Below are 25,459 nucleotides of genomic sequence, written 5' to 3' on the forward strand. Positions count from 1 at the left end.
ACAAGAGAAATGTTAGAAAATCTTTTTACTGAAGTTGAAAATGGAGCTGGTTGCGTTTGTACACATACTGGTATTGCTTCAGTTGCCCTACTTTTTGAAACTACATTACAAGCAAATTCTCATATTTTAGTTGAAGCTGATTGTTATGGTGGAACATTTAGATTACTTAAAATATTTGAAGAGAAATATAATGTTACTGTTCATTTTGCAGATTTCTTAGATTTTGATAATCTTGAGAATATTTTAAAATCAAATCCTATTGATTTAGTTTTATGTGAAAGTCCTACAAATCCTGGCTTAAAAATTATTGATCTTAAAAGAGTTGCTGCATTAGCAAAACAAAATAATGCCTTATTTGCAGTTGACAATTCACTTGCTACATTTATATCTCAACAGCCTTTAAATCTTGGTGCTGATTTTTCACTATTTTCAACTACTAAATATATCTCAGGTCATGGAGCAGTAGTTGCTGGTGCAATAGTTGCAAAGACGGAAGAGTTATCAGAGCAAATACATTATTATGCAAATGCAGGTGGAAGATCTCAAAATCCTATGGATGTATATTTAATCACATTAGGAATTCCAACATTAAAGGTGAGAATGGTTGAACATGAAAAGAACTCAATTTTAATTGCACAGTATTTAGAAGATCAAGACTATATAGAAAAAGTTACACATCCAAGTTTGAAATCACATCCTCAATATGATTTAGCAAATGAGCAAATGAAATATATTCCAGGTCTATTTTGTGTTGACTTTGCTAGTATTGAGTTAGCTGAGCAGTTTATTGAAAATACAAAAATATTTGGAGAAAAATGTTCTTTTGGTAGTCCAGATTCTAGAGTAGAAATACCTGCAAAAATTTCTCATGCAACATTTTCTAAAGAAGAATTAGCAGCAATTGGAATAAGTGACAGTACAGTTAGATTTTCAATTGGTTTAGAAAATGTAGAAGACTTAATCAAAGATATTGAACAAGCCGTAAAATAGATTAAAGAAAGAATAAAAAGTATATGAATAAAGAGTTTTTTCAAGCAATAAAATGCGGTGAAACATTACCTATAAATAATGTCCATGCAGTATCAGTATCAATGCCTTTAATTCAAGATGTAATAGATTATGAAGAGCAAACACCAGAAATCTTAGAAAAGATAAAAAGTGGATATCCTAGGTTTATTCTTCATCCATATTTAAAGAAACTTGGACTTTTTATAAAAGAAAAATATAAAGTTTCTGATGATTATGAAGTTGTAGTACTAAGTTCATCAAAAGCAGTTGATCTTATAAGTGATAAATATTTTATCCATAATAAAATTGAAATAGATGAACCTTTTGGAGTTATTTTAGTTCAAAAAGGAACGTGCCAACTTCAAAAAGTTTTAACTTATATTCAACATGTTGGTTGTAACTTATCTTCAAGATTAGCAGAAGAGTATTTATATAAAGAAAAACTTATTGATACTCTTCATAAAGAAGATGTAGAGGATAAAGATACATCAAAAGATATAATTATTCAAACTCTAGCAGACGCATATTCTCAGCCAAAAGAAAACATATGCTTAGCACCTTCAGGTATGAATGCAATTTATTCAATAATCAGAGGTTTAAACTCAATTCAAAGTCATAATGGAAGAGATATATTAGTTCAATTTGGTTGGTTGTATTTAGACACTATGAATATTGTAAATCATCACTATACTCAACAAAAAATATTTCCAGATATTACAAATTTAGATTTACTTGAAGAATATTTAAAAACAAATGGTTTAAAAGTAAGTGCTATAGTTACAGAAGTTCCAACAAATCCACTTTTAACAAGTGTTGATATAAAAAGATTGAGAAAACTTTGTGATGAGTACAATATTCCTTTAGTAATAGATACAACATTTGCAACACCATATAATCTCGATTTAAAAAATTATGCAGATATATTTGTAGAATCTCTTACAAAATTTGCTTGTGGAAATGCTGATGTTTTAATGGGTGCAATTATTTTAAACAAAAAGCATAACTTATCTCATATGACAACAGAGTTTTTTAGGTACTGTGAGAGCGTGTATATAAAAGATATACAAAGATTAGCTTTACAAATAAAAGACTATAGATCAAGAGTAAAAAAAATATCTTCAAATACAAAACAATTAGTTGAGTATTTAGAAAACTGCTCTTATATAGATGAAGTATTTTACTGTTTTGATAAAAACAATAAAGAAAACTACTCACAAACAATAATAGATGATAATTCATATACAGGTGTTGTTTCTGTTACTTTTAATAAACCTATAAAAGAAATTTATGATAAATTAAATTTTGCAAAGGGGCCTAGTTTAGGTACGGAATTTACTTTACTTATGCCATATACTTATCTTGCTCATTATGATTTAATTCTTACAAAAAAAGGAAATGAGTTTTTAAAACAAATTTCCTTGCCAATTGATTTAGTTAGAATCTCCGTAGGAATAGAACCTATTGAAGAGATTATAAAAGAGTTTGAAAGAATAAAGTAGTATTTATTTTAAATAGCTATTTGAGGGCTATAATAATAAAGTATACTTCTTCTAGAAAATATCTACATCTGTCATTTGGAGATATTTTTAATGACAAAAGACTTAATATTTAAATATTTAGCTTTTTTGCGAATTCCTTAAATACTTAAAGTTAAGAATAAAATTTCCTCATGCAGAGTATAATTCTCCTTAATATACTCTGCATTTTAAATTATAAACTATTTTATATTTTTTATATACTCATAAATACCTTTCATCTCATAAGAAGAAAAACCAACTGCATAGGGTTTCATTTCACTTGCATTTCCTAAATCATAAGAACCAATTTTATATCCTTTAAGAGAATCTAAAAAATCATCTAAACTCATGTTATTTAAAACAGCTGAATTACCTACTTTTTTATTAGCCTTTATTCCATGACAAGAAGAACATTTAGATAGGTATGTTTTTTTACCAAGTGAGAAAGACTTCTCTTTTTCTATTTTTAAAGTCTTAGTTAAATCTTCAGTTTTCTTTTCTTCAATTTTCTTCTCAACAATAGATTCAATTGATTCTTTATTTGTAACATTTAAATTTTTATCATCTTTTTTAAATATATATAAATAATCACCCTCTTTTATATTAAAGTTTTGTAAAGTCCAACCTTGTTTTAACATTTCATTTTGACTATTAACTCCTAAACATTTTCCTCCATCTAATTTTACACTCTCTAAAGTAGAGATATCTGAATGATTTTTCTTAAAACATATAGTAACTTCAGAATAAGCAAAAGTACTTAAACTTGTAATTAATGCTATTTTTGTAATTATTTTCATTTTTTTCCTTCAAAATTAATTTTATAAAACTAGAATATCATAAAAAATTTCAAATTTTAATTTTATCAATTTAAAATTATAAAATTAATGATTTTTAGGCATTTTTTGAAACAAAATAATAAAAAAACAGGTTTTTATAGCTTCAGTATAGCGGCTATATAGCCCCAGTATAGCGTCTTTGTAGCATGATTATAGCACTAAGTAAAGTTTAAAAAAAGCCAAGTACACTTTCTCAATGTTTCATTAATTTATAGTTATTTTTTTTAATGAATTTAAATAAAATCACTCTTTATTAATTAACAAAATAAACCTATTAGACAAGGAATAGAAAATGAAAAAATTAGTAAAAATGAGTTTAGTGGCTGCTGTAACATTAACGGGATTAACATCTAATCTTAGTGCAAATACTTTAGCTGAAGTAGCAAATAATTTTGATGTATTTGGTTATGCTCAAGTAAGATATGATGATAGTGATGTTAATGGTGCTAAATATACACATAAAGAAGTATTAGGAGCTAGTGGTAAATTAACAGATGATATTAGTTACATGTTTGCAGGAGCTAACCTTGAAGTTGATGATACTAGTGGTTCTGCACCATATTCAGGCGTGTTAATGGTATATAATTACTTTACTTATACAGGTATTCAGAATACTTCAATTTCTGCTGGTAAAGTTGGTGTTGATACGCCATTAACTGTTGTTTATGATCCAGCAACGGCTACTTCTGAAGCTAATGGTCTTACATTAACTAGTAAACTTGCTAATATTAATTTTACTGCCTCTTATTTTGCAAATACTAACTTTGATTATGGTGATACAGTTGGAATATTCCCAGGAACTGCAATTACTGGTGGAGAATCATATATTCAAGCAGGTCTTAATACAAAAATTGGTGAAGTATCTTTAGATGGGTTATATGCAACAATGGAAGATAAATATAAAACTTATACTCTGGGAGCATCAGCTGGTATTGATGCAGGAAGTGTAAAAATCACTCCTTCTGTTAGATATACAGCAAGTGATATTGATGGAGTAAATGTTGATCATGAATTATGGAAAGCTGGCGTTAAAGTACAAGCTGGAATTGTAGGTGCAGAAGTTGCTTATGGTCAAACTGGTGATGGGGGTTGGGTTACTTTTGATACTGATGCAAGTGCAAACTTAAAAGGTTGGAAAGTAGGATTATTAGGAAATGATGATTCAAAATTAATCAAAGCTGGATTAAATGTAGATGTAGTTCCTAAGTTAAATCTGTCTTTAACTTATGCTGATATGGAAAGAAAAACAACAGATGTAAATGAAATTTATGCAACAGCAACATATAAAATTACAAAAGGTCTTACAGCTTACGTAAGAATGGCACAAGTTGATGATGATTTAAATACTGATAAAGAAACAGTAGGAAGAGCTAATATTCTTTGGTTATTCTAAACTAAATTAATATAAGCGCAAAATAGAAGCTCTGAATTAATAATTCAGAGCTTTGATTTAAATTTAGACTTTAAAATTAATTAAAAACTAAAACTACTAGAATTCAATAAAAGTAATAAACCTAGAATAAACATAAAAATAGGTGCTAGTATTTCTAATATATTAGTAATTTTTCCTGATTTTTGAGATACTTTATGTAAAGAAACACCTAAGAATGAAGAAGCAAAAATCACTAAACCCATACCTAAACTAATAAAAATACTCGCTAAGAATACAGAAAAATAAGTCTCTAAAATAAATGCATAAACAAATAATATAACCGTTCCAGGACAAGGAATTAAGCCAGCAGTTAATACAAAAAATAAATTTTCATTTTTGCTCTTTTTATCTTGAATATGTATACTATTAGTATTCTTAAAAACATAATTTGGTTTTTGGCTAAATGTTGTAAATATTTGATTTTTATCATCTGGAATATTACAAGCGCAGCAAGCACATGATTTATTTTTTAATTTTCTATATAAAATATACATAGATAAAAGCATTATTAATACCGCACTAGTCTTTGTAATATATGAAATTGAATCATCTAAAAAACTAGAAAAAATACCTTCTATAATAAAAATAGAAATACTCACTAATACTAAAGCACCAACTATATGAATAAATGCTGTTAAAAATGATATTAGAAAAGCTTGTGAATAAGTACTTTTTTTAGAAGAAAAATATGAAAATGCTAAAGCCTTACCATGTCCAGGCCCTAAAGCATGTATCATTCCATAAACAAATGATGCAAATAATAAAAATACAATTGCATATTTATCTTCTCCTTTTTCAATTTCTAATAAAGATTCTTTGATTTTTTGAACAAATTTATCAAGTGGTTTTACTTCACTTTTTCTATCTTCAACTTTAATAAGATTTTCTTCTTTAAAACTCTCAGTTATAGAAATCTCTTTTTCTTCTATTGTCTCTTTCTCTTCAATTATCTCTTTTTCTTCTATTTGTGGAGCTTGTTTTAATCCTGGAGCATCAATTGTATATGATATATTATCTTCAGAAAAAACTTTTTTTACCTTATAAGGAATAGTAAATGATTGTTTCATTTCATCTAAAAAAATAGAAAAATATTCTGATTCATCATAGATTCTTATATAAAGTTCATTTTTATCAAAAATTTTGTAGTTTAAATTTGCTTTATATTCAAAAGATAAAATGCCTTTTTCAAAAAAGAGCTTGTGTTCCTTTACATCTAAATCTCTGCTTTCTTCTACGATTTTATTTGAATATGATATAAAAGTTAAATAATTTAGTGGTTTGATATACTTTAACAAGGAATCTTTAATAGGTCCAAGTTCTTTTTTACTAAATGTTCCATCAAGATTAACATCATAAATTCGCATTAATTCATCACTAAATTCTTTAGAGAAAGTCCATTTAAATTTTGCATCTTTAATTAGTTGTTCATTAGCATTAATATCTATAGAAATATCAGTTCGAGGAGAATAAATTGAGCATAAAGAGCATCCAAAAAGGATACTCTTAAATAGGAGGAATAATACTAAGAATCTTATCATTTATAAGTATCAGCTATTTTTTGCGCAGTTTGAATAAGATTTTCTTCCCAATTTTCGGATAAAGGATCTATAACATGAACATAGCCATTTATACTTTTAGCTATAGTTTCCGCACTCCCTTTCGAAAATTGTGGAGATACAAATACTATTTTTATATTATGTTCTTTTGCATCTTTAATTAGTTCAACAAGCTCTTTTGGTTTTGGCTCTTTACCTTGCGATTCAATAGCAACTTGCTCTAGTGAATATCTTTTTGCAAAATATCCCCATGATGGATGAAATACTAAAAATGCTTTATGTTCAAAAGGTTTTAAAATACTTTCTAGTTTCACATCTAATAAATCTAACTCTTTTATAAAATTTTCATAATTTTTTTTATAAAAAGAAGCATTTGTATTATCAAGTTTTATAAGAGCATCATAAATATTTTTTGCCTGAACTTTTACAAGTATTGGGTCATTCCAAATATGTGGATCTGAAGATTCATGTTCCTCATGTTCCTCATGTTCATGGTGTTCATCATGATCTGCATGCTCTTCATGATCATGATGCTCTTCATGTTTTTCTTCTTCATGGTGTGAGTGTTTTTCCATTTCAAGTTTTTCTATACTCTTTGATGTGTCTACAATTAACATATTTTTATTAGAATTTTGAAATCTTTTAAGCCATGAATTTTCAAAAGGTACACCAATTGCAAAATAAATACTTGAATCAGCTAATTTCTTCATCTGTGATGTTTTTGGTTCATACGTGGCAGGTGAAAAACCTGGCTTTACAATTACATTCACATTTATCTTCTCACCTGCTATTTTTTCTACAAAATATTTTTGAGGTAAAATACTTACAGTTACATTTTTTACTTGTGCATTTAATGACGCTATCATTAAAAAAGTTGCTATTAATAATCTTTTCATTTATTTCCTTTTTTCAAATACTGCAACCTAGTTGCGATTAGCGAATTTTAATGAATTCTTTCTTTAATGCAACTTAGTTGTAAATAAATTTAGAGAAAACTCGATATAATTGCTTTATGAATATAGAAAACATAGTAAATACAAAAAATATAAAATTAACAAGTGCAAGAAAAACTATATTAGAAATATTAATATCTTCTAATAAACCCTTATCTTATGAGGATATAAAAAGTAAATTGTCGATGGATAAAGCAACTTTTTATAGAAATATAACAAAATTTGAAGAAGAAAATGTTATAAATTCTTTTGAATCAAATGATAAAAAGAGATATTTTGAAATTCAAAAAACAAAGCATTCTCATTTCATTTGTACTTCATGTTCAAAAATAGAATGTATCCATGAAAAGCTTGATTTAAAGCTTTCAAAATATCAAATTGACAATATCATCATTAAGGGTATTTGCCCTAAATGTTTAGACAAATAGAAAATTAAAAGGAAATAAACATGCTTAAAAATCTGGTTGCATTAAATCAATTTATAAACAAAGAAGCCCTAAGTGGAATTTTACTTTTTCTAGCAACAGTTGCAGCTGTTATTGTTGCAAACTCTAGTTTAGGACAAGACTATTACGACTTATGGCATTTACCTCTTGGAATCAATGTTGGAGAACTTTCAATATCTATGACATTAACGTACTGGATAGATGATGGATTAATGGCCCTATTCTTCCTTATGGTTGGACTTGAAATAAAAAGAGAAATGATGATAGGTGAATTATCAAGTGTTGCTAAAGCATCATTCCCAATTATTGCTGCAATTGGTGGAATGTTAATTCCAGCACTTATATATGTAGGCTTTAATCCTGATAATCCACTAGGATTTGGTATTCCAATGGCTACAGATATTGCCTTTGCTCTTGGTATTTTAATGCTTTTAGGAACAAGAGTAAATCCAGCATTAAAACTATTTTTAGTTGCACTTGCAGTTGTAGATGATTTAGGTGCTGTTTTAGTTGTTGCTACAGTTTATACAAGTGATATTCAAACACAATATTTTTTACATGCAGCTATTATATATGCAGTAATTTGGGGATTAAATATTAAAGGTGTTACAAAACTTTTACCTTATTTAATTTTAGGTATCGCTTTATGGGTATATATTCATGCTATTGGTATACATGCAACTATTGCTGGAGTTTTATTAGCTTTTGCAATTCCAATCAAATCTAAACTTGATGAAAAAAACTTTATTGAAGAATCAAAAAAAGATATTGATGATTTTGAAAAACATATAGATGAAATTCCTATGTTAAACCATCATCAAATTGATTCACTTGAAAATATTGGATACAACTATGATAGGGTTCAAAATCCACTTGTAAGATTAGAGCATCAACTTCATGGTTTATCTGCCTTTTTTATCATGCCATTATTCGCCTTTTCAAATGCAGGTGTAATTATAGACTTTTCTACAATAGATGCAAACTTAATGATAGTTTTAGGTGTTGTGTTTGGTCTAATTATTGGTAAACCTATTGGTATTTTTGGATTTACATATTTAGCTACTAAATTAAAAATAGTTAAAAAACCAGATAATATCTCTTGGGCAGAGGTTATAGCAGTTGGTTTCTTAGGTGGAATAGGATTTACAATGTCTATTTTTATAACACACCTTGCTTTCTTAGATGAATCAGTAATAGCGGCAGTAAAACTTGGTGTTTTCGCAGCTTCATTTATTGCAGCCATTATTGGTGTTTTATTAATTCTTAGAGTAAAAAAAGCATAGTTAAATCTATGCTTTTTTATTTAGATATAATAATTCATGTCAAAGTTACTTACAAATACTCTTTTTGAAAATGTTACACATTCAACTGCAGATTTTACTAGACACTACCATGATACATATACTATAGGATTAACATATAGAGGTGTTTTAAAATCTTATAATTCTTATGAAAGTTATGAGTCTTATGAATATTCAGTACGAATTAACAATCCAGGTGAAGTTCATGCTGGAAAATCTAAAGATTGGTCTCATGTAAATTTCTATCCATCAGTTGATCTTATGACAGATTTATATCAACAAATATTTTATGATAGAAAAACACCTTTTTTTAAAAGACTTATAATTGAAGATAAAATATTATTTGCAAAACTACATAATTTTTTTGATTCATATTTTAAAAATGAAGATGATATAGTAATAGAATCTAATCTAATTGATGCCTTATCTCATCTTATAATTAGTTCTACAATTTATACTAAAAAATATAATGATATATTTGAAGATAAAAAAATAATCAAAGATACTTATGAATTTATCAATGATTCAATTGATACTAACTTTACACTAGAAGCACTTGCATCAAATGTAAACCTTAGTAAATTCCACTTTTTAAGATTATTTAAAAAAAACTTTGGATTAACACCTCATGCTTTTATAGTAAATGAAAGATTAAATCGTGCAAATAATCTAATCAAAAATGGATATTCACTTAGTTCTGCAAGTGTACAAGTCGGGTTTAACGATCAATCTCACTTTTCACGTAACTTTAAAAAATATTTTGGTTACACGCCATCTTATTTACAAAAAAATAGCAATATTATTCTATAAATTATTTTTATTTTCTACTATACTTCTTCCAGAATAAAAAAATCGATAGATAAAAGATACATATGACACAAGCAAATAAAAACATATTTTATATTTTAATGATTCTAGCAATGGCTGGTTGGGGTGCATCATGGGTTAATGCAAAAGTATTAAGTTCTTATGTAAATGAATATGAAATGATATTTTTAAGAAACTTCTTTACTATTATAACTTTAGCCCCAGTTCTAATAATAACTAAAAAATATTTTTATATAAATAGACATAGCTTATTACTAGCTGTATTGGCATCTGTTATTATGATTGTATATTTAAAGTGCTATTTCTTAGGAACAATGCATGGAACAGCATCACTTGGAGGTGCACTTGTAACTACTTTGATTCCTATAAATACTTTTATCTTTATGGCTTTATTTTTTGGTAAAAAAATATTAAGAAAAGATATTTTTGCTCTTATAATTGGAGGAGTAGGTGTACTTACAATGCTTAACATTTGGTCTTTTTCATATGAACAAATATTTTCAACACAAAATATGTATTTTTTAGGGGCAAGTATATTATGGCCTGCCTTAACAATTACAAGTTCAAAAATTACTAAAACTTCTCCTATGGTATTTACCTTGTATATGTATATCATAAGTACAGCAATGGTTTCTATATTTTTTGTAGATTTTTCTGCAATAAACTATGAAGCATTTGATTCAATATTTTGGATAAATCTTTTAGTTTTATCAATAATTTCAACGACTTTTGCAACAAGTGTATATTTTATTGGTATTGAAAAACTAGGAACAAATGAAGTAAGTTCTTTTATCTTTTTAGTTCCATTTTTTGCTATAATTTTAAGTATAATTTTCTTAGGTGAAACTGTACATCTAACTACAATTATAGGTGTAATTTTAACACTTTTTGCCGTTAAGACCTTAAATAATATTACCATATTTAAAAAGAAGAAAATTGAGCAATAACATTAACAAAGATACTAAAAAACTAAATACCTTTACCTTATCAGGTTTAATTATTGGACCAATTTTAGGTTCAGGGTTAATACTTCTTCCTCCACTTTTATATAATATGGTTGGAAACTTTACATTAGTTGTTTGGGCAATTATATTAATTTTAGGTTTTGTTTTTGCACTTATATTTGGAAAACTTGCAATTTTATATCCAGGGGATGGTGGTGTGTCTCTTGCAACTAAAGAAGCAATGGGTAAAAAATATCAACTTCTTACATCTTTTTATTTAATATGCGCAGTTTTCTTTGGTCCAGTTGCTGTTTTAATAATAGCAGCACAATTTATACAGCCTTATTTCCCAAATATTTCGCTTGAACTGCTAGGCTTTTTTACTTATATTATTACTTATATTCTACTTTTGATAAAGATTGATTCCCTTGGAAAAATCATGCTAGTAGTAAGTTCAGCTATTACACTTATTTTTCTAATTTCAAGTATAAATATAATACTACAGATAAATGAGTTTAGTTTTTTAATTCCATCTATATCACTAAATGAACTTGGACATGCTTTGATTATTGTATTTTGGTCAATCGTGGGATGGGAAGTAATTGGAAATTATTCAACAGAAGTAAAAGATACTAAAATACTTACAAATTCTGTTAAATTATCTGCGATTATAATATCTTTAGTTTATATCTTAACAACTCTAGCTATTTGTTTTGGAGAGTTTCCAAAAGATGAAGATTTTAAACTTGTATGGATAATAGAACCTATTTTTAAAGAGTACTCAAATATCATTTTAGCAAGTGTATCAACAATACTTTGTGTTGGTACTTTGATTCTTTTCGTAGGTGGTGTTTCAAGACTTATTTCATCTTTAAAACTTACTTCTTATACTTCAAAACATCTGAAAAATAATACTCCTATTGGTGCATTGAATCTTTTATCAATAATATATATTATTACACTTTTATTAGTATATTTTGATGTTTTAACACTAGAGAATTTAGTTGCCTTTGCAGATGGGTTCTTTATTGCAAATGCAATAATAGGTTTGATTACAGCTATTATTCTTTTTGAAAAAGGTTTTTTTAAAACTAGTGCAATTATTTTAACTATTTTGTTTGGAGTTATTTTACTTTTCTCTAATATTTTTATTTTAGCTGTAATTATTGGATTATTTATTTTCACTTATTTTAAGAAATCTAATTCTTTAAAATAAGTGATGTAAAGTTAATATTTACGATTCACTAAGATCACTTACTTTATTAAACGAAGTAAATCTTTTCATTACTAAAGATGCAGTTAAATCACCTGTAACATTAATAGTTGTTCTACACATATCAAGTATTCTATCAACTCCTAAGATTAAAGCAATTCCCTCAACAGGTACTCCAATACCTTGAAGAATTGTTGCAAGTATAACTATACCAACACCAGGGGTACTAGGAGATCCTATTGATGCTCCTACAGTTGTTAATGCTAAAATTATAATTTCAACAAGTGATAAATCAATACCAAAAAGTTGAGTTAAAAATATTGCTGCAATTACTTGATACAAAGCTGTTCCATCCATATTAATAGTTGCACCCAAAGGAATAACAAACTTTGAAATAGGAGTTGGAATATGAAGTTTATCTTCTGCTGTTTTCATAGATAAAGGCATAACAGCAGCTGAACTTGAAGTTGAAAAGGCCATAAGTTGAACTTCTCTAATATCTCTTAAAAAATCCAAAGGTTTTACTCTTCCTATAAAATATGCAACACATAAATAAAAACATAATAAAACAAAAAGTCCAAATAGAACTGTAAATACATACATAGACATAGAGGAAATTGCATCAAAACCAATTTTAATTGTAATACTACATAATAATCCAAACACTGCTATTGGTGCTAATTTCATAGCCCAATCTACTACTTTCATTGAAAAAGCTTGAAAAGACCTTGCTAAATCTTTCATAGGCTGAGCATCTTCTTTATCCATATTCATTAAAGCAACACCTACAAAAATAGCTAAAATCACAAATGCTAAAATATTTCCATCAAGCTCAGATTGAGCAGTATTTACAGGAATTAATCCTACAATCATATCAGGAATAGAAATACTTGGCATAGGAACTTTATCTTTTACAATAGCTACACTAGAAGTTATATTATTTACAATATCACTTGAAACAAAGTTTCCAGGTTTAATAGTAAAGGCAATAAAAATACCAATAGTAACAGCAACTATTGTCGTAAATACAAAATATGGAGCGATTTTCATACCTAAACTTTTTAATGTTTCAGTATTTTCAGCACTTGTAATACCTAAAATAATTGAACTCATAACTAAAGGAATAACAACCATTTTTATAAGTGCAAGAAAAATATTACCAGCTAGTGCAACCCAAGGTGCAATTTCAAGTGCTATATGTTCAGGAATTAAAGCAAAGGCACTAGGAGATAACATCAAACCAACGACAACACCTAAAACCATTCCAATTAAAACTTGAACCCAAAGTTTACTTAACATCTTCTACCTTTTCTTTTTTTATTTTAAATAATAGTGAATATAAAACTGGCACAAAGCCAAGTGTTAAAATAGTTGAAAACATTAAACCAAAAATAATTGCAATTGCCATTGGTTCCCACATAGGTCCTCCACTATACCAAAGAGGAATAAGACCAAAAACAGTTGTTATTGTTGTTAAAAATATTGGTCTAAATCTTGAAATACAAGCTTCTATTATTGCATCATATGCATTTCTATTATTATCCTCTTCTTCTGTTTTTATTCGCTCAAGTAATACAATTGCGTTATTGATTACAATTCCGGCTAAAGAAATAACACCAAGTAGTGTCATAAAGCCAAAATAAGAGTCCATAACATACAATCCAAAGGAAACTCCAATCATTCCAAGAGGAATTGTACTTAAGATGATTAAGGGCTTTCTAATTGAATTAAACTGTGTAACCATTAAAAGTAAGATAATCATAAAAGCTATTGGAATATTTACAACAATTGATTCATTCGCTTTTCCAGAAGCTTCATATTCTCCACCAAAAGAATAATAATATCCCAAAGCAAAATCCCTTGAATACTCATCTAACCATGGCTTTATCTCTTCAAATATAGCCATTGCGCTATATCCATCTTTTACATAAGTTCCAATAGTTACAGTTTTAGATCTATCTCGTCTAATAATTTTTGATTCTTCATAAACAGTTTGAATACTTGCAACTTGTGAAAGTGGAATATTCTTTCCACTACTTTGTGCATATACATTAATAGATTCTAATGCATTAATACTATCTTTGCTACTTTGATTTGAACGTAAAACAATTGGAATTAGTTTATCTTCTTTTCTAAAAGTTGTAACTTCAAATCCACTTAATGCAGTTTGCAAAGAAAGTGCAATATCAAAGTTTGAAACACCCTCTTTTAAAGCTTTTGCTTCATCAATATTTACTATAAGTTTTTTATTTTTTAATCCCCAATCATCAGATATATTTTTTACACCTTCAATTTGTGTAAGTTTTTGTTTTATATTTGATGTAATTTCAAATAGTGTATCTATATCTTTTCCACTAATCCGAATTTCAATTGGCTTACTAATAGGTGGACCATTTGATAAAAACTTTGCATCAATTTGCATATCAGGAAATTTTGATTTTGCAAAAATTTCAATCTCTTCTTTTATCCTACTTTTTGATATTGCATCTTTTGCATTAATAAGAATTGTACTATATTCACTACTTGCTAATTGTTGATTATATGCAAGCCAAAATCGAGGAGCACTCTCACCTATAAATGTTACAAAATTTATAACTTTTTTATTCTCCTCTTTCATATATTTTTCACGTATAAAATCTTCAATTACAGATACATCTTCTATAGTTGTTTCAATTGCCGTTCCAACTGGAAGTTGTATTTCCACAGTAAGACTATTAGCATCAGAATCTGGGAAAAACTTTTTTGGAACCTTATCTAAAAGAATCAAAGAACTTATAAAAACAGTAATTACAACAACAATAGTCACTAATCTAAAGTTTAAAATAAAAGCTAAAAATTTTCTATATCCTTTATAAATAAATCCTTCTTCATGATGTTTATTCATATCTTTTTTCATAAAGTATTTACTTAAAACTGGTGTTAACGTAAGAGCTAAAACCCAAGAAGATAATAATACAATTGTTACTACTTTAAATATTGAAGCAGTATATTCTCCAGTAGTTGATTTAGCCAAAAAAATTGGTAAAAAAGCGGCTGAGGTTGTAAGTGCTGAAGTTAAAAGAGGAATTCTTAACTCTTTTGCACTTTGAATTGAAGCTTCGACTACACTCTTTCCTCTTTGCATTAAAACCATAATTGATTCACTCATAACAATAGCAGAATCAACTAAGAGACCTAAAGATATAATTAAGGCAGCAAGAGAAACTTGATCTAACCAAATATCAAAAGTTGACATAATAATAAAAGAAGTTAAAATTGACATAGGAATTAAAACAGCTACTATAAGACCTGATCTTAATCCCAAAGATAAAAGCATAACAATAATAACTAACGCCATTGCTTGTAATAAATTGCTTACGAAATTACTAATAATATCATCTACAATTTTTGGTTCATTAAAAAGTCTATCAAGATAAACTCCTAAAGGTAATTTACTTTGAACTTTTTCTTGAAGTTCATCAATTTTTTTTCCTAGATTAATAATATCACCATCTTTTTTCATTGATATTGCTAAAATCAAGGAGTTCTTACCATCTTTATTTACTAAATAAGTAGTAGGATCTTTATATGAATAACTTACAACTGCTACATCTTTTAAATATATACTCTCTCCTGTTTTTAAAGGAATCAAAGTATTTTCTATTTCTTTTAAGTTATTGTAATTCCCTGATGGCTCTATTGATAATCTAGAAGAATCAACTTTTATACTTCCACCTGATAAAACAATATTTTTACTTTGTAAAATAGATTTCAAGTATGTTGCACTTAAGTTTAGGTTTGCAAGTTTTGAGTTATCAAACTCAATATGAACTCTTTGAGATTGAACCCCTAAGATATTTATTTTAGCAACCTCATCAAGTCTTAAAAATACATCTTTTGTATCATCTGCAATATCTTCTAATTCTTTAGGACTTAAACCATCACTTGAAATTGAGATTAAAGTACCATAAACATCGCCAAACTCATCATTTACAATAGGAGAGGAAACACCACTTGGCAATTCTCTAGATCCTGCATCAACTTTTCTTCGTAAAGAATCCCAAATTGAACGCATCTCTTTATGTTTTTCTAATATATTTACAAAGATAATTGAAACACCAGATTTTGAAGTTGATTTTATAAAATCAATTTCAGGCATTTCTTGAATATTTTTTTCTAACTTATCAGTTACAAGTTGTTCTACTCTTTTTGCACTTGCTCCTGGGAAATAAGTAACTACTGTTGCAGTTCTTATTATAAATCCAGGATCTTTAGCTCGAGGTAAATCCATAAAAGAAATAAGTCCATAAACAAAAAGTAAAAGGGTAAAAACTATCGTTACCTTATCTCTTTTAAGAGCAAATGACGTTATATCCATTTTATAGTCCTAACTCTTTTTTATTTCCTATAACAACTTCCATATTTTCAAAAACTTGACTCATTCCAGCTTTTAGAATTAAATCATTTTCCTCTAACCCAGATAACACTTCAAATCCTTCATCATCAAGCTTTCCAATACTTATATTTCTTCTTTTAATAAAATATTTATTATTCTCTTTTTCAAGGATATATACAAAATATCCTTTATTATCATTTAACACAGAAGTAGAAGAAACTTTAAATATTTGTTGTTTATTCTGGTTTAAAACAGAAAAAGAAACATCAGCAGACATTCCTGATTTTATCTTTGGAGAGCTATTTTTTAGTTTTACAATAACTAAATATGTTTTTGAATTTTTAGATATAAACTTTGATATTTCAGAAATATTACCATCAAATGTTTTCTTATCTATAGAAGTGAAAGTAACTTTAACTTCATCACCTTTTTTGATCTTATTTATATAAGACTCCGGAAGATAAACTGTTACTTCATCTACTAATTTATCACTTATTAAAACTATTGGTGTTCCTATTGCTATATTCTCATTTTCAGATACAAATTTAGAAGATATATATCCACTAATTGGAGCATATAATTTTGTATATGATAACTGTAGGTTTACATATTCTAACTCTTTTGATACATTATTAACTTTTGCTTTAGTCGCATTATAATTAGCACGTGCGTTATCTATATCACTAACACTTGCATTTTGATTTATATATAACTTTTTTGTTCTATCATATATACTTTTTGCATTTTGTAAAGCAGCTTTTGCTTCACTAAGAGCATAACGAACTTGAGATACTTTTAACTCATAAGGCTTTGAATCTAGCTTTGCAAGTAAGTCACCTTTTTTAACTTCATCACCATTTTTAAGCTTAAAATAGTTTAGATTACCTTGAACTTTAAAACTAAGTTTAATTTGATTATTAGAAGATGCAAGTGCGTTAAATATCCTCTTTTCATTATCTTTATTTACTTTTGGAATTGTTACATATACAGATTTAACTAAGTCCTTTTTCTCTATTACTTCTTGCTTTTTTTCACAAGAAGTAAAAATTAAAGTAAGAGTAAGCAATATAAGTGAAGCTTTAATATATTTAATCATTTTGTGTTCCCTTAGTAATATTTATAATTTTTTCTTCTAATTTTGTTTTTTTATCTTTGTTTACTAAAATATCTATTTTTCCACTAAAGAAATATATAGAACTTAAATCAACTAAATAATCTATAATTGAGATATTCAAGTTTAACTTAGAAACAATATATGAGTTTTGAGCATCAAGCAAAGATATTATATTTTCTTTTCCATTTTTATATTTATCTTGTATTAACTCAAAGTTTTTTTCTGATGAATTTTCTGAAACCCTTGCAAACTTTATTTTTTCATATGAGCTAGAAATAGATTCATAATTTTTCTTTACATTTTGAATTATTAAATTTTTTGTTTCATTATATTTCAATTTTAAATTTATTAATTCTATTGAGTTTTTTTCTATTTTATTATTTTTAATTCCACCTTCGTATAATGGAAGATTTAAATTTATTACAGCTTGATATTCTTTATCATCTGTATATCTTTTCGCATCACTTCCTTCTCCATATCTATCTATTATCTTTGTTGCACTTCCTACAAATGCCAATGTTGGTAGATATTTTGAATCTTTATTCATATCCAATTCATAATCTTTTGCAACTTTTAGTTCTTTTAACTGTTTTAGTCGTGAATGAGTAAAAACAAGTTCATTTATAAAGCTATTTTGTACTTTTTTATCTCTTATATGTACAATCGCATCTTCTTCCAATATTTTAAAAAGTTCAGAGTTCATTCCATACTCTTTAAAATCTAAATTATTTTCTATTTGTAAAATATTTGCCAATTCAATTTTAAGTGAGTTTAAATTTTTCTTTGATTGAGATAGTTCCATATTTACATTTGCTAATTCACTTTCCCATCTATAAATATCACTTCTATCTTGAACTCCAATACTCACTCTTTGTTTTGAAAAGTTTAAATTTTGTGAAATAAAATCATGTTTAATATTTATAATCTCATTATATTTTTTTGCTTTTATTATATTTAGATAAATAATTGTTAACTTATACATAATCTCATCATTTAAAGCTTTTGTTTCTTGTTTGCTTGCTTTAAAAATTGATTTTCTAATATTAATATTTTGAATTACATCATTTGAATAAATTAATTGACTTATTTTTAAACCAGCAGTAAAAGTACCTTCTGAATAAATACCACTTGAATATTTTGCACGGTCATCATCTATTTGTGTATAGTTAGAAAAAAGACTAATATCTGGCTTATAGTCACTTTTGGCATCATTAATATTTAGCTTATTTAATAATAAACTATTTTTGTTTTGCTGTATTTCAAGATTGTTTTTAAAAGCTAGGGAAAATACATCTTTTAGATTTAATTTTTTTGCATTTTTTGATATTTCACTTGTTTCTTTTGTTGTATTTACCGTGCTTATAAGTATCTCTTTATTTTCAAGATAAATAGATTTACTTTTTATATTTTCTTTTAAGTATTCAAAAATAGCTAAGGCACTAGTTCTTATAAAAATATCTTTTTCATACTTACTTAGTAAAAAATTGTAAGAAATTATATATAAGTTATTTCTTTTTTCATATTTTTTTCTACTATTAACCAAAATAATTTTATTAGTATACTTATTAAGATTATCTTTGCAGTTCTTATCACATATTTTTATATTATAATCTATATTATCCTTTGAAGAGAATAAGGTTTTAGCTTGCGTTTTTATTTCATTTATATATTTATTCGATGAAGAATCTACAAATAAATCAATTTTAAATGTTTTAGCATTTGCAATATTCAAAAAAAAGGCAAGGATTAATACTATTTTATAATTCATTATCACCCTTTAATAATAAGTTTTCTATATTTTTAAGTTTTTCATTATCTAAACTTTTTTGTGTTAAATAAGGTTTAATAAAATAATAAATATTTAAAGAACCATTTTTTACATTTGAATGTAAATCATTTGATAAAATATTCCAATAAGATAGATTATTTGTAACAATAATCCAAGTATTTGAAACTAAAAAATTCATTTCATTTTCACTCATTGGTTTGATATATCCATACAATATTTGATGATCTAAAAGTTTTTTTATTATTTTAATCTCATTTTTAAGTTGTTCTTCCATAATATATTTAAATTTGGGAAAACTCATAAGTAACAAGTTTAGCTCCAAATGTAAAAATCTATATTGAATATCTGTTTCAAGATTATTTAATAAAAAATCTTTCAATAGAAACATTTCATCTTTTTCATAATTTATTGAGTTTACTTCTTTAAATACAATCTTTACATAATTTGTAAAAATATCTATAAGAATATCTTCTTTATTTTTAAAGTGATAATATAAATTTCCAACACTAATACCAAGTTTATCTGCAATATGTCTAGTAGAAGTGTTTAAGCAACCTTTCTCATTAAATAGTTTAATAGAAGTTTCTATAATCTTTTCTTTTGTTGTAGCCATTTTTAACCTTAGATCATTTATTATATTATTTTAGAACAAATGCTCTAAACAAGAACTTAAAAAAAAGCAGTCAAAAAAAGACTGCTTTTATAAAACTTGTATTTTAATCCTAAAAACTTTCCCACTCATCATCATCTTTTTTATCTGAAGTGATGATTTTTGACTTCTCTTCTAGCTTTGTAGCTCTTGGTTTTGATTTTAATATTTCATTTTCTTTTGAAACAATTACTTCACTATATGATTTTTTTGTATCTAAATCTTTAGCTTTAACAGTATCTTTTCCAATAAAGTTTTTATCATTGGCATTTGTAACAATCGTATTTGCAATAAATTGTGTACTTTCTGCAATATGCTTTGTATCACTTGCTACATTTGCATTTTGTTGTGTTTGTTGATCTAACTCATTAACAGCACTATTTATTTGCTCAATTCCAGTTAATTGTTCTTTTGATGAGCTTTCAACATCTTTTATTAAATCTAATGTTTTAAATATATTATCATTTAAGTCACTATATCCTTTTATCATTTCATCTGCAATATTTTTGCCATTATCAGCTTTTGATGTTGCCGTTTGAACTAATACTTTTATTTCTTTAGCAGCTTCGGCTGATCTACTTGCAAGATTTCTAACTTCTTGTGCAACAACTGCAAATCCTTTGCCAGCTTCTCCAGCTGTTGCTGCTTCAACTGCTGCATTTAATGAAAGAATATTAGTTTGGAATGCTATTTGATCAATTACAGTAATTGCTTCATTAATAGCATTAACTTGCGTATTTATTTCATCCATAGAAACAGTAGTTTGGCTTGCTAAACTTTGACCGTCTGAAGCTGAAGATGTTAGGTCATTTGCATAGTTTGACATTTGAATTATTTTTTGATTATTACTAGAAATATTTGAAGTAATTTCTTCTAGAGCTGCTGCTGTTTCTTCTAAAGATGAAGCTGCTTGTGTAGATGAACTACTTAACACTTCTACATTATGCATTAAAGAGTCTGAACTTTCTTGAAGTGTTAAACCATTTGATTTATTTTCAACTAACATATCATTGATTAATTTTGTAACATTATTTAAAGCCATTGGTATTTTATTATTATCATCTTTTATAGAATTAGTAAAGTCTAATTTTGAAAAACTTTCTAATACTTCAATAATCTTATTTATATCTTTACCTATAGTTTCATTTAAATCTGAAATCATATTATTCATGCTATTTCTAAGTTTTTCAAGGTTTTCTGATTCTACTTTATTATTTAATCTAGTTGTTAAATAACCTTTATTAATATTTTCAACAAAATCGGCAACCTCACTTAGAAACTTTTCATCACTTTTGATTATTAAATCTGCATTAGTGATATTTTGATTTATAACCTTTGACATCATTCCAAATTCATCTTTTGAAGTATCATCTAACATAGATACTTCTTTTGTTTCTTTATTTAAATACCTAAAGAAATTTAATAATCCAGTTTGAAAGTTAGAAATTGAACCATTTATTCTTTTTATTAACATTCCAAATATCAGAAAGTTTACAATAATTAGAATAATTCCAAATATTAATAAACTACTTTGCATAAAACTAATAGTTTCAGTAATAAGTACAGATTTATCTTCACTTAATTTCTTTTGGATATCAATCCAAGATGTTAATTTATTTGTTAATTTTTCACTAAAAGGATCAAGTTCAGACATAAGTTTATTACCTTCAGTATGTCCATCTTTTACATAACTATCTGCCATTCTAACACCAACTTCATAAAACATTTTAAAGTCAGTTTTAAAATTTTGCAAATCGGTAACACTCTTAGAATCATTATCCTGTTTAGAAGATGTAATTAACTTATCAAGAAGCTTATTCCCTTCATCAAAATATCCTTTAGCAATTGCATAACCATCATCATATCCTTCAGCAGCTCTTGTTGCTGAAACATCAGTTAGCCATTGCTGTACTTGAATTACATCTTTTTCAAGAGTTAAAAAATCAATTACTTTAGGTAAGATATTCTCTTCTTGTTCTTTTACCTCTTTTTCTATAGAATTTAGTTCCACCACATTAAGTGTAAAACTTATTGTAGAGAATAAAATAATAATAAATCCACTAGAAATCAATACTTTTTTTATAGAAGAATTTTTAAACATAATGCCCCTTGTAGCATGAAGTAGCTTTGTATTCACAAGATAAAAAGCTATTCCGTTTTATTTATTTTATTAAAATTTACATTAAAATAAGATTTTAATAATAATTATTATCTACTATAAGAACAATCATTTATATCAAGAGTAACTCCATTTATATAAGAAGGACACTCTGTTGCTAACCAAACAATAGCTTTTGCAACTTCTTCAGGTTCTGCAAATCTCCCTGATGAAACAGTTTTTTTAAACTCTTTTTTTCTCTCTTCTGAATTATCTTTTTGCATATCAGTTTCTGTAGGACTTGGTGCAACACAATTTACTGTAATACCATGTGCCCCTAGAAGTTTTCCATATATTTTCGTAGCATTAATTAAACCTGCTTTTGCTATTCCATACCAAATATCAGGATGTCCAATTTGTCCTGCTATTGAAGCCACATTTACTATTCTTCCAGACTTTTGAGCTTTCATATTTTCACATAATAAATTCATTAATTCTACTGGTGCATGTAAATCAACATTTAATATTTTTTCTTTTGCTTCTTTTGGATAATTATCATAAGAGTATTTAGGTTGCATAAAACCTGCATTATTAATCAAAATATCAACATTTCCAATCTCTTTTGCTAAATCTTTTAAACCATCAATATTTGATAAATCATATTTGATTTCTGTAACATTTGGGAGTCCACCTAATGCAAAATTTTTAAAGTCTCTCGCAACAACAATAATTTTATAATCAAGCTCTAACATTGCTCGTGAAACTGCTAGCCCTATTCCTTTATTTCCACCTGTAATTAATACTTTTTTTGACATTGTTTAACCTTTGTAAGTTTATATAATTTTAATATGAGATTATTTTAGTATTTTTTCTTTTAGATTGGTTTAAAAAGGAGATTAAATTAATATAGAGAGTTAAAAGGATTAACCTTTTTTTATCATTTGCATTATTCTTTTATTTTCATCAATTTTACAAGCTGTAATTTCTCTTTTACTTCTTGAGTTCTTAAAGCAGCTAAGAGTTTTATTTAAAACCTTTACTCTTTTAAAAAATCTATCAAGCCTTGCAACTTCGACTCTAATTTCGTATTTATTAATAAGTCCCAGCTTCTCTTCTTCTAACATTTTAAACTTGTACGTATTAGCACTTAATCCGATGGTTATGAATATTAAAAGTAATATTTTGATGAGAACCCTTTTTTTTAATATACATATATAATACCCGATTAGACTTAATTAAAAGTAAATAAAACAAGGTTTTACACCTTATTTTAGAAAAGCGATTTGAAATTTTTTAATATTTCTTCTGCTCCATCATCACCTAACTTACCTTTTAAAACTTTATTTAGTTTCTCTTTTATTTTTTCTTTATTTTCATCAATTTGTTTATTAACTTGATTTGATATTAAATCTTTTGAATCAAGTGAGATTTTAGGTTTAGAAGTATCTCCTTTTATCTTTAAAGCAAATTGTGTTTTTTTGATTTTCGTATCTATAACGGCATCTATTGTACTTTTTTCTAAATCCAAAATAGATTTTGTTACATCAATTTGAGTATTTTTACTCTTCATATTAACAGTTGAAGATAAAACTAATTTATCAATATTTGTATTTATATCTACGGTATCGTAAATTTCTCTAGTAATATCAAACTTAGCAAACTGATTTAATAAAGTTGAAAAATTATTAGGTAAGAAATGACCTTTTACTAAATTACCTTTTAGTTTTCCTTTTTTCATTAGCATATTATAATCTAAAGTTAAATCGGTAACAGAATCAAAAACATCTGGATAATATAGCATATGAGTAAGTTCTTTTATTTGAACCTTTTTAATATCTGCATGTAAGTCATCATTTTTTAAATTAAAATCTAAATCTCCACCAAGAAGCTTTGAGTTTCCAGTTAAAAGAAGTGATTTATTTTTACTTTTCATATTCCCATTTATACTTACTTCGCCTCTCATTTTTGTAGATGTAATATCATATAAATTACTTAAACTTGGAATATCAAGTACATAATCAGTATCAAAAGCGGCATCTTTGAAAGTAAATACCGCTTTTTTAATATCAAGGTTTGCTAATGTTGTAGTAATTTTACTACTTGTTATTGCTTCATTTGGAACTAATGTAGTTGCAGTTTCACCCTTAAAAGTAATCTCTTTTTTCAAGTTTTGTTTAAATACTGTATTTGCAACAGGGTTGATTATTTTTCCATTTAATATCTCAGTTTTTATAAAACCAGCTAAAGACTCAGGCCTTGCATTTGTAATATTTCCATCAATGTTTAAAATACCATCAGCATATACAGGCTCATTTAAAATATGTAATAACTTATCAATTTTTGCATTTGTAATATTAAATTTTACATATTCAGGATTTGAATCTACTAACTTAAGAGAATACTTTGTTAAACTATCAAAAATATTTGAGCTACCGTCTATATTAATAATTCCATTATTTATAGCAATATTTCCACTAGTTATAAAATTACCATAAAGTTTTGTTCCTATAATTCCTTCAAGTTTTTGTAAGTTTTTTACATCTAACTTATAATCCGTTAATATTTTTCCACTATCCAAAAAAACTTCAGTTTCATTTGCAAATACATCTGTAATAGAAGTAATTAAATCAGATTTAATACTTGCTTTATTAGGAGTTAAATTAGCGATAACATCACTTTTAAAATAAATTGGTGAAGATATATTTTGATTGAAATCTTTATTTATTACCTGATTATTTAACTTACCTTTAGAAATATTTACAATAACCTTCCCATCTAAACTAGGGATATTAGCATCTTTAATATCACCTTTAATAGTAAGATTACCTGCAGCTAAGTCTTTTTGATTTAATAGATGTAAAAGTTTTTCAATTCTTGCATCTTCAACAAGAAAGTTAATATTCTTTGCTTCAAAATCTACAAGCTTTAAATCATAAGATGTTTTACTTTCAGCAATATCTGAGATACCTTTTATAACTGCAAAATTAGCATCACCTTTAAAAGTTCCATTTGTAGAAAAAGGACCATTAAATTTTTGCTTTATAAGATTTTCTAACTTTGATAATTCATTTATTTTAATATCATATTTTAGATCAACTTTCTTTTTAAATATTTCTAGATCACCAGCAATATTTATATTTGAATTATCACTAATTGTTGCATTAAAATTAATTGTATTAAATGTTAATGTAAAATCATTCACTTTTAGTTGAACATCCTTTTGTTCATCATTCACTTTATTTTCAATATATGACGCTACAAAATTGTTACCTGTTTTTGTAAATAAAACACCATAAACTGTACCAATAATAAGTATAATTAATATCGTTAACCCTATAAAAAACTTTTTCATAATAACCCTTGAATTAATAATTAGATTAATTATAGCAAATTTTTAAAT

20 protein-coding genes are annotated in these 25,459 nt (G+C 26.5%); 8 read left to right on the plus strand and 12 right to left on the minus strand.

Annotated elements, in window-relative coordinates; all coding sequences use genetic code 11:
- Window positions 1-990: trans-sulfuration enzyme family protein (locus KO488_RS14705; protein WP_216059565.1), on the plus strand; the 990-nt coding region annotated here is incomplete at its 5' end.
- A 23-nt stretch (window positions 991-1,013) separates the two neighbouring features.
- Window positions 1,014-2,507 carry a PLP-dependent transferase gene (locus KO488_RS14710; protein ID WP_216059566.1) on the plus strand — a complete coding sequence of 498 codons (1,494 nt, stop codon included), beginning with the start codon at window positions 1,014-1,016 and terminating at the stop codon, window positions 2,505-2,507.
- A 218-nt stretch (window positions 2,508-2,725) separates the two neighbouring features.
- Here the strand turns inward: KO488_RS14710 and KO488_RS14715 are convergent, their stop codons facing one another.
- Window positions 2,726-3,322 carry a c-type cytochrome gene (locus tag KO488_RS14715; protein WP_216059567.1) on the minus strand — a complete coding sequence of 199 codons (597 nt, stop codon included), beginning with the start codon at window positions 3,320-3,322 and terminating at the stop codon, window positions 2,726-2,728.
- Between the two features lie 331 nt (window positions 3,323-3,653).
- Between KO488_RS14715 and KO488_RS14720 the strand changes: the two genes are divergently transcribed.
- A complete protein-coding gene (locus tag KO488_RS14720; RefSeq protein WP_216059568.1) occupies window positions 3,654-4,754 on the plus strand; it encodes a hypothetical protein in 1,101 nt (366 codons plus the stop codon).
- Between the two features lie 80 nt (window positions 4,755-4,834).
- Here the strand turns inward: KO488_RS14720 and KO488_RS14725 are convergent, their stop codons facing one another.
- The gene (locus KO488_RS14725) at window positions 4,835-6,331 is read right to left on the minus strand and encodes a nickel/cobalt transporter (RefSeq protein WP_216059569.1); all 1,497 of its coding nucleotides are present in this window, start codon (window positions 6,329-6,331) and stop codon (window positions 4,835-4,837) included.
- Window positions 6,328-7,245, minus strand: a complete 918-nt coding sequence (locus KO488_RS14730) for a metal ABC transporter solute-binding protein, Zn/Mn family (RefSeq protein ID WP_216059570.1) — start codon at window positions 7,243-7,245, stop codon at window positions 6,328-6,330. The genes KO488_RS14725 and KO488_RS14730 overlap by 4 nt, the downstream gene beginning before the upstream one ends.
- Before the next feature lie 116 nt (window positions 7,246-7,361).
- Here KO488_RS14730 and KO488_RS14735 point away from each other — a divergent pair, with 116 nt between their 5' ends.
- The 5 genes from KO488_RS14735 (at window position 7,362) to KO488_RS14755 (ending at window position 12,037) form a co-directional block, all read left to right on the plus strand.
- Window positions 7,362-7,730: a Fur family transcriptional regulator gene (locus KO488_RS14735; RefSeq protein WP_216059571.1), complete on the plus strand. Its 369-nt coding sequence runs from the start codon at window positions 7,362-7,364 to the stop codon at window positions 7,728-7,730.
- Window positions 7,731-7,750: 20 nt separating this feature from the next.
- Window positions 7,751-9,031: a Na+/H+ antiporter NhaA gene (gene nhaA, locus KO488_RS14740; RefSeq protein ID WP_216059572.1), complete on the plus strand. Its 1,281-nt coding sequence runs from the start codon at window positions 7,751-7,753 to the stop codon at window positions 9,029-9,031.
- Between the two features lie 36 nt (window positions 9,032-9,067).
- On the plus strand, window positions 9,068-9,859 hold the full coding sequence (locus KO488_RS14745) for an AraC family transcriptional regulator (protein WP_216059573.1): 792 nt from the start codon (window positions 9,068-9,070) through the stop codon (window positions 9,857-9,859).
- Between the two features lie 62 nt (window positions 9,860-9,921).
- Complete coding sequence (locus KO488_RS14750; RefSeq protein ID WP_216059574.1) at window positions 9,922-10,824, plus strand: DMT family transporter; 903 nt, start codon at window positions 9,922-9,924, stop codon at window positions 10,822-10,824.
- Window positions 10,814-12,037, plus strand: coding sequence for an APC family permease (locus tag KO488_RS14755; protein WP_216059575.1), 1,224 nt, complete (start codon window positions 10,814-10,816; stop codon window positions 12,035-12,037). Before KO488_RS14750 ends, KO488_RS14755 begins: the two co-directional genes overlap by 11 nt.
- Before the next feature lie 18 nt (window positions 12,038-12,055).
- Here the strand turns inward: KO488_RS14755 and KO488_RS14760 are convergent, their stop codons facing one another.
- The 9 genes from KO488_RS14760 to KO488_RS14800 all read right to left on the minus strand — a co-directional run bounded on the left by KO488_RS14760 (window position 12,056) and on the right by KO488_RS14800 (window position 25,411).
- Window positions 12,056-13,333: a dicarboxylate/amino acid:cation symporter gene (locus KO488_RS14760; protein ID WP_216059576.1), complete on the minus strand. Its 1,278-nt coding sequence runs from the start codon at window positions 13,331-13,333 to the stop codon at window positions 12,056-12,058.
- On the minus strand, window positions 13,323-16,391 hold the full coding sequence (locus tag KO488_RS14765; protein ID WP_216059577.1) for an efflux RND transporter permease subunit: 3,069 nt from the start codon (window positions 16,389-16,391) through the stop codon (window positions 13,323-13,325). The genes KO488_RS14760 and KO488_RS14765 overlap by 11 nt, the downstream gene beginning before the upstream one ends.
- Before the next feature lies 1 nt (window position 16,392).
- Window positions 16,393-17,505 carry an efflux RND transporter periplasmic adaptor subunit gene (locus KO488_RS14770; protein WP_216059578.1) on the minus strand — a complete coding sequence of 371 codons (1,113 nt, stop codon included), beginning with the start codon at window positions 17,503-17,505 and terminating at the stop codon, window positions 16,393-16,395.
- Entirely contained in the window at window positions 17,498-19,291 is a 1,794-nt protein-coding gene (locus KO488_RS14775) for a TolC family protein (RefSeq protein ID WP_216059579.1), read from the minus strand. Before KO488_RS14775 ends, KO488_RS14770 begins: the two co-directional genes overlap by 8 nt.
- Entirely contained in the window at window positions 19,281-19,925 is a 645-nt protein-coding gene (locus tag KO488_RS14780; protein WP_216059580.1) for a TetR/AcrR family transcriptional regulator, read from the minus strand. Before KO488_RS14780 ends, KO488_RS14775 begins: the two co-directional genes overlap by 11 nt.
- 109 nt (window positions 19,926-20,034) lie before the next feature.
- Complete coding sequence (locus tag KO488_RS14785; RefSeq protein WP_228319237.1) at window positions 20,035-22,062, minus strand: methyl-accepting chemotaxis protein; 2,028 nt, start codon at window positions 22,060-22,062, stop codon at window positions 20,035-20,037.
- A gap of 107 nt (window positions 22,063-22,169) precedes the next feature.
- Entirely contained in the window at window positions 22,170-22,874 is a 705-nt protein-coding gene (locus tag KO488_RS14790; RefSeq protein ID WP_216059581.1) for an SDR family NAD(P)-dependent oxidoreductase, read from the minus strand.
- Window positions 22,875-22,982: 108 nt separating this feature from the next.
- The gene (locus KO488_RS14795; protein ID WP_216059582.1) at window positions 22,983-23,183 is read right to left on the minus strand and encodes a hypothetical protein; all 201 of its coding nucleotides are present in this window, start codon (window positions 23,181-23,183) and stop codon (window positions 22,983-22,985) included.
- A gap of 146 nt (window positions 23,184-23,329) precedes the next feature.
- Window positions 23,330-25,411 (minus strand): hypothetical protein, encoded by a 2,082-nt coding sequence (locus tag KO488_RS14800; protein ID WP_216059583.1) that lies wholly within the window; start codon window positions 25,409-25,411, stop codon window positions 23,330-23,332.
- Window positions 25,412-25,459: the final 48 nt, after the last annotated feature.

It is taken from the genome of Poseidonibacter lekithochrous (assembly GCF_018861145.1).
Classification (GTDB): Bacteria; Campylobacterota; Campylobacteria; order Campylobacterales; family Arcobacteraceae; genus Poseidonibacter; species Poseidonibacter lekithochrous_A.